This is a genomic window from Streptomyces flaveus, assembly GCF_014647675.1.
In the GTDB taxonomy this organism is placed as follows: domain Bacteria; phylum Actinomycetota; class Actinomycetes; order Streptomycetales; family Streptomycetaceae; genus Streptomyces; species Streptomyces flaveus.
Map to the genome: position 1 here is coordinate 83,264 of NZ_BMPQ01000034.1, position 6,697 is coordinate 89,960.

The window sequence follows — 6,697 nt, forward strand, 5'->3', positions numbered from 1 at the left end:
CGGGTAACGATGGCGGAGGCTCCTCGTCGGTTCGCGGGTCGCAGCGGCTCCGTTGACCCGGCGTTGGGCGAGATGTTAGACAGCAGTGAGCGCCATGCGCAATGAGCGTTGCGTACAGCGCAACACCTCAGGAACAGGGAGGCTCCATGGCCGCCGAGTCAGCCGCCGACACCGCCGCAGCGCGTGCAGAAAGTGCAGAACATCTCGCCGCGCTCGCCGAGGAACGCGTCGACCACCGCTTCAAGGGCCTCCCTCCCGACGCCGACGGCCTGACGGTCGGCGAGCTGACCGCCCAGCGCCGCAACCTCTTCACCGCCGGCTTCACCACCCCCGTCCTCGCCCTCTCCGCCGAGCGCCTGGAACACAACCTCCAGCTCATGGAGACGTACGCGACCCGCCACGGCCTCGCCTTCGCCCCGCACGGCAAGACCTCGATGGCACCCCAGCTCTTCCACCGCCAGATCGAGTACGGGGCGTGGGGCATCACCCTCGCCGTACCGCACCAGGTGCGGGTGGCCCGCGCCTTCGGCACCCAACGCGTCTTCCTGGCCAACGAGTTGGTGGACCAGCCCGCGCTGAAGTGGGTCGCCTCGCAGCTCGCCGCCGACCCCGCCTTCCGCTTCATCTGCTACGTCGACTCCGTGCGCGGCGTCGAGCTGATGGACGCCGCGCTGCGCGCACCCCGAAGCGAATCCGCACGCTCCCGAAGCGGACCCACCCGCCCCGTGGACGTCGTCGTCGAGCTGGCCGCGGGCGACGGCGCCCGCACCGGCGTCCGTACGGAGGCGGAGTGCGCGGCGGTCGCGGACGCGGTGGCCGCGGCGGACACGCTGCGCCTTGTGGGCGTGGCGGGTTACGAGGGCGAGGTGCCGGACGCGAACCCGGAGCGCGTACACGCGTGGCTCCGCCGCCTCACCGCACTCGCCGCCGACTTCGACAAGGCGGGCCGCTTCGCCGGAGTGGGCCTGGACGAGATCGTGGTCAGCGCGGGCGGCAGCGCCTGGTTCGACGCGGTGGCCGACGTCTTCGCCGGGATCCCCGAACTCTCCCTCCCCGTACTGAAGTTGCTGCGCTCCGGCGCGTACGTCTCGCACGACGACGGCCACTACCGCCGGATCACCCCCTTCAACCGCGTGCCCGAGGAGGGCGCCCTCCACCCCGCCTTCCGCCTCTGGGCGCAGGTCGTCTCCCGTCCCTCCCCCGAGCAGGCCTTCGTCAACGCGGGCAAGCGGGACGCGGCGTACGACCTGGACCTCCCCTTCGCCCAGGTGGTCCGCTCCGGCGCCGAGGAGCGTCCGGCAACCGGCATCACGGTCACCGGACTCTCCGACCAGCACGGCTGGCTCCGTACGACGCCGGAAGTGGACCTGCGCGTGGGCGACTGGGTCGGTCTGGGCCTGTCCCACCCCTGCACGTCCTTCGACAAGTGGCAGCTGATCCCGCTGGCGGAGGCGGACGGCACGGTCGTCGACTACATCCGCACGTACTTCTAGGAGGCTCGCGTGGAGAACCTCGTCATCCGGGACGCGGACGTCGTCGACGGCTCCGGCGCGCCCTCGTACCGCGCCGATGTGGTCGTGGACGGGGGCAGGATCGTCTCGATCGTGCAGGAGGCGGCTGCGGCGGGTTGTCAACGCCCCATGGCCATGCGGGAGTTGGACGCCGAAGGCCTCGTCCTCTCCCCCGGCTTCGTCGACATGCACGCCCACAGCGACCTCGCCCTGCTCCGGGACCCGGACCACAGTGCGAAGGTCGCGCAGGGGGTGACCCTCGAAGTCATCGGCCAGGACGGGCTGTCGTACGCACCGGTCGACGACCGTACGCTCGCCGAGGTGCGCCGCGCGATCACCGGCTGGAACGGACACGGCGACGACATCGACTTCACCTGGCGTTCCGTGGGCGAGTATCTGGGCCGCCTGGACCACGGCTTCGGCGGCGAGGGCATCGCGGTGAACGCGGCGTACCTCATCCCCCAGGGCACCGTCCGCATGCTGGCCGTCGGCTGGGACGACCGCGAGGCTACGCCCCAAGAGCTGGACAGGATGCGGCAGTTGGTTGCCGAAGGGCTGCGCGAGGGCGCGGTCGGACTGTCGTCCGGGCTGACGTACACCCCCGGCATGTACGCCAAAGACGCCGAACTCACCGAACTGTGCCGGGTGGTGGCCGAGTACGGCGGCTACTACTGCCCGCACCACCGCTCGTACGGAGCGGGCGCCCTGGACGCGTACAAGGAGATGGTGGAGCTGACGCGCACCGCGAACTGCTCCCTCCATCTCGCCCACGCCACCATGAACTTCGGCGTGAACAAGGGGAAGGCCCCGGAGCTGCTGGCGCTCCTCGACGAGGCACTCGCCTCGGGGGCGGACATCAGCCTCGACACGTACCCCTACACCCCCGGCAGTACAACTCTCGCGGCGATGCTGCCCAGTTGGGCGAACGAGGGCGGCCCGGAGTCGACCCTCGCCCGGCTGAAGGACGAGGACACCGCCGAACGGATCCGCCACCACATGGAGGTCGTGGGCGCGGACGGCTGCCATGGCGTCCCCATCGAGTGGGACACCATCGAGATCTCGGGCGTGACGAACCCGGCCTTGGGGGACCATGTCGGCCGTACGGTCCAGCAGTCGGCCGACGAGCGCGGCGAGACGCCCTGGACGACCGCCCGCCGCCTGCTCCTCGACGACGGGCTCGGCTCCACGATCCTGATGCACGTCGGCCACGAGGAGAACGTCCGGCAGATCATGCGCCATCCCGTCCACACCGGCGGCTCGGACGGCATCCTCCAGGGCGACAAGCCGCATCCGCGCGCGTACGGGACGTTTCCGCAGTACCTCGGCCGGTACGTACGGGAGTTGGGCGTCCTCGGCCTGGAGGAGTGCGTCGCGCATCTCACCTCGCGCCCGGCGGCCCGGCTGAGGCTGCCGGACCGCGGCCTGGTGCGTGAGGGGTACCGGGCCGACCTGGTCCTCTTCGACCCGGCCACGGTCGCCGCGGGCGCGACGTTCGAGGAGCCGCGCACGCTCCCCGTCGGCATTCCGTACGTCCTGGTCGACGGCCGTTTCGCCATCGAGGACGGCCGGCGCACTGACGTACTGGCGGGGCGGGCGGTCCGCCGTACTGCCACATGACCGCCCGCCTTCCAGAAGCTACGGCTTGGGCAGGGTGCACCCGGGGCGGCTCAGGTCGATCTTGTTGTCGAGCCCGACGCAGGGGACGATCTGGTACGTCTGCTGCCCGTAGTTGATGCCCTCGCGGACGGTGATGTTGCCGCTCTCGTCGACCTCACAGGGGTTGTTGTCGGTGCAGCGGGCGCCGTCCTCGTTGCCGGTGTTGTTGACGGCGACGACCTTGCCGGTGGCGTCGTCGACCACGGGCGAACCGGACGTACCGCCGATGGTGTCGCAGGCGGAGGTGTAGCGGACCGAGTCCTTCCAGGTCCAGGCGCCCTCACGCAGGCGGTACGCGAAGCCGTCGACGCTGCAGTTGTAGATCCGCTTCCAGTAGCCGGAGACGACGCTGATGGCAGTTCCGGCGGTGGGGCGCGCGGAGTTGAGCTCCAGGGCCTGGATGTCGTACGAGTCCTGTATCTGCTGGTACGTGCTGGTCAGCTGGTACAGCGAGACGTCGGTGTCCGTCATCGTGGCGTACGCGATCTTGTCGGCCCGGAGCGTCGCTACGCGCGTACCAGCCGAGTTGAGCAGCCCGAAGGTGCGGCTGGACGGCTGGTCGACGATGACCTCGCCGGGCTCCGGGAAGCCGGCCTCCAGGCAGTGGCCGTTGGACATCACCAGGGCGGGGTCGTCCGCCTCCGAGTCGGGCATGCGCACGACGGAGCCGGAACAGTTGCTGAGCGAGACCGTGCCGGCGAAGTCCACGGCCTGGGCCTTCGGCGCGGTGACCCGGGACAGGTTCGCCGTGGTGGACGTGACCGCGTCATGGGCCACCGATGTGAGCGTGTCCGTGTCCACGCCCTTGCCCGCGGTCGAGGCCGATGCCGTGGGCTCGGTCGCGGCGCCGGTTGCCGCACCGGCGGGTACCGCGCCGAGCCCGGCGAGCGCCAGGGCGCTGAGCGCGGCGACGAGAGGTTTTCTCATGTGGGGGTCCCCTCTTACGACTTGGGCGACCGGAGAATTTCCGGTCGCCCACTGCATTGTCATGCGCATTGTGATCGTAAAGGGGCGTGTGAGCAAGGAGTTGTATCAGGCCGCCGGTTGGGGTTGGTTCACGCCGTACGGCCTGGCGGTTGCCGCTACTTGGGGCGCTTGGTGGCTCCCTGCCCCCGACCGGGGTTGCCATTCCCCTTTTCCGGCTCGCCCGTTGGGGCGGTGGCCGTAATCGAGGGTGTCCCTGTGATGGGTCCGCCGGCATCACCGGATCCAGCGGAACGGGAGTCGCTCGGTGAAGGGCTCACCGAGACCTTGTCCGGCGCCTCGGACGACGACCCGTCCGAGGCCTTGGATGTCGCCCCTGACGGGTCGTCGGCCAACGGGGCGGTCGAGCCCGGTTCGTCCGTGGCCGAGGAGGACTGCTGGGCCTTCGGCGCCTCCTGGTCCTCCTTCTCGGAGGACTCGGAACCGAAGAGTCCGGAGATCACGACGGCGAAGATCCCGATGCCGGCCACACCGGCGGCCACGGCTACGCGCCTCTTCATCCGGACCCGGCGGCGACGCATCAGCCGCTCGTGACGCCCTACGTCATCGGGGAGATCCGCATCCCCCGCATCCTCCACGTCCTTCGTGGGCTCGATGCGGAGCGTGTTGTCGTACGCGTTCTGCCACCCGTGCGCGACCGCCGGGTCCGCGTACTCGTCGTACGGCGGAGCCGTGTCGCCGTACGGGTGGTACACAGGCGGCGCGCCTTGGCCTTCGACGTTCTCCCGGTATGCGTCGTTCATGTCGTACGCACCGGCTGACTTATTCGCGGCATAGGCGTCGTGCGTACTTCTGCCGCGCTCTGTGTCCGGAACATGATGGGGGATTGTAGAGAAAAGAGGGGCCTGTGGTGTAACTGAGGAAGATATACACCCAAAGCACCACGTCTCGCGTGGTGGAAAACACGCCCCACGAAGCGTTACGCGGCCGTAAGCTCGCGGACATGCAGGTGATCCAGTCGACCAAGCTCGCAAACGTCTGTTACGAGATCCGGGGCCCGGTTCTCGAGGAGGCGATGCGCCTGGAAGCGGCAGGTCACCGCATCCTGAAGCTGAACACCGGGAACCCGGCGGCATTCGGCTTCGAGTGCCCGCCCGAGATCCTGGAGGACATCCTCCGCAACGTCTCCTCGGCGCACGGCTACGGCGACGCGAAGGGCCTGCTGGCCGCGCGCCGCGCAGTCGTCATGCACAACCAGACCCTCGGCATCGAGACGGACGTCGAGCACGTCTTCATCGGCAACGGCGTCTCCGAGCTGATCGTGATGGCGATGCAGGGCCTGCTCGACGACGGCGACGAGGTCCTCGTACCGGCACCCGACTACCCGCTGTGGACGGCCGCGGTGTCCCTGTCCGGCGGTACGGCCGTGCACTACCGCTGTGACGAGCAGTCCGACTGGATGCCGGACCTCGCCGACATCGAGCGCAAGGTCACCGACCGGACCAAGGCGCTCGTGATCATCAACCCGAACAACCCGACGGGAGCGGTGTACGACGAGGCGATGTTGCGCGGCCTTACGGACATCGCGCGCCGGCACAATCTGCTCGTCTGCTCCGACGAGATCTACGACAAGATCCTGTACGACGACGCCACGCACACCGCGACCGCCAAGATCGCCCCGGATCTGCTGACGCTCACCTTCAACGGGATGTCGAAGGCGTACCGCGTGGCGGGGTACCGGGTGGGGTGGATGTCGATCTCCGGGCCGCGGGCGCACGCCGACTCGTACATCGAAGGCCTGACGATCCTGGCGAACATGCGGCTGTGCGCGAACATGCCCGGTCAGCACGGTGTGGTCGCCGCGCTGAGCGGCCGGCAGACCATCAACGACCTGGTGCTGCCCGGCGGGCGACTGCGGGAGCAGCGGGATGTGGCACACGAGCTGCTCACGCAGATTCCGGGCGTGACGTGCGTGAAGCCGAAGGGGGCGCTGTACCTCTTCCCGCGGCTCGATCCGAAGGTGTTCAAGATCAAGGACGACCGGCAGATGGTGCTCGATCTGCTGCGGGCCGAGAAGATCATGGTGGTGCAGGGTTCCGGATTCAACTGGCCGGAAGCCGACCACTTCCGCGTCGTCACGCTGCCCACGGAGCGGGATCTGACGGACGCGGTGACGCGGATCGGGAACTTCCTGGACGGCTACAGCCAGCCGTGACGCTGCGTAACCCTCTGGTCCTCTTCTGCGAACCGGCTCAACTTTAGACAGAATCCAAGCTAGGATGGCTTCCTGTCAGAGCAGCAGGAGGCCGTCCCCATGTACGAACCGATCCGCACCAAGTCGGTCCACACGCCGGTCGGCAGCGCCGACTTTCCGCACCGGTCGCGGGAGGAAGAGCTGGACATCCAGCTCGCCGGTCATCTCGCGGCGTTGCTGGCGGTGACGGATGAGCTGCGCGGCCTCTCGCCGTCCGGCGAGCTTGACGTGGCCGCGGAGCGGTTGGCTCGGCAGGTTTCGCGCCTGCGGGGCGGGCGGCCGCCGGTCCGCACGCCGGCAGGCCTGCCCGAGCCGCGGCTCGTCGCGCTCCACGAGCGCGCGCATGCCCTTG

The 6,697-nt window shown here is 69.2% G+C and carries 6 protein-coding genes; 4 read left to right on the plus strand and 2 right to left on the minus strand.

Translation table 11 applies throughout. The annotated features are described in order from the left end of the window. Positions 1–146: 146 nt before the first annotated feature. Both IEZ21_RS39615 and IEZ21_RS39620 read left to right on the plus strand, forming a co-directional pair. Positions 147–1,493, plus strand: coding sequence for an amino acid deaminase (locus tag IEZ21_RS39615; protein WP_246568641.1), 1,347 nt, complete (start codon positions 147–149; stop codon positions 1,491–1,493). Positions 1,494–1,502: 9 nt separating this feature from the next. After that, the gene (locus tag IEZ21_RS39620; protein ID WP_189326661.1) at positions 1,503–3,128 is read left to right on the plus strand and encodes an N-acyl-D-amino-acid deacylase family protein; all 1,626 of its coding nucleotides are present in this window, start codon (positions 1,503–1,505) and stop codon (positions 3,126–3,128) included. An 18-nt stretch (positions 3,129–3,146) separates the two neighbouring features. Here the strand turns inward: IEZ21_RS39620 and IEZ21_RS39625 are convergent, their stop codons facing one another. After that, positions 3,147–4,094: a S1 family peptidase gene (locus tag IEZ21_RS39625; RefSeq protein ID WP_189326662.1), complete on the minus strand. Its 948-nt coding sequence runs from the start codon at positions 4,092–4,094 to the stop codon at positions 3,147–3,149. A 155-nt stretch (positions 4,095–4,249) separates the two neighbouring features. Next, positions 4,250–4,894: a hypothetical protein gene (locus IEZ21_RS39630; RefSeq protein ID WP_189326663.1), complete on the minus strand. Its 645-nt coding sequence runs from the start codon at positions 4,892–4,894 to the stop codon at positions 4,250–4,252. Positions 4,895–5,094: 200 nt separating this feature from the next. Here IEZ21_RS39630 and IEZ21_RS39635 point away from each other — a divergent pair, with 200 nt between their 5' ends. Both IEZ21_RS39635 and IEZ21_RS39640 read left to right on the plus strand, forming a co-directional pair. After that, positions 5,095–6,306, plus strand: a complete 1,212-nt coding sequence (locus IEZ21_RS39635) for a pyridoxal phosphate-dependent aminotransferase (RefSeq protein ID WP_189326664.1) — start codon at positions 5,095–5,097, stop codon at positions 6,304–6,306. Between the two features lie 99 nt (positions 6,307–6,405). After that, on the plus strand, positions 6,406–6,697 hold a 292-nt coding region (locus IEZ21_RS39640), incomplete at its 3' end, for an SCO4983 family protein (protein ID WP_189326665.1).

Bases quoted from the DNA above. Each gene is read 5' to 3' on its own strand.
- IEZ21_RS39615 (WP_246568641.1), top strand. From the start codon at position 147: ATGGCCGCCGAGTCAGCCGCCGACACCGCCGCAGCGCGTGCAGAAAGT.
- IEZ21_RS39625 (WP_189326662.1), bottom strand. From the start codon at position 4,094: ATGAGAAAACCTCTCGTCGCCGCGCTCAGCGCCCTGGCGCTCGCCGGG.
- IEZ21_RS39630 (WP_189326663.1), bottom strand. From the start codon at position 4,894: ATGAACGACGCATACCGGGAGAACGTCGAAGGCCAAGGCGCGCCGCCT.
- IEZ21_RS39635 (WP_189326664.1), top strand. From the start codon at position 5,095: ATGCAGGTGATCCAGTCGACCAAGCTCGCAAACGTCTGTTACGAGATC.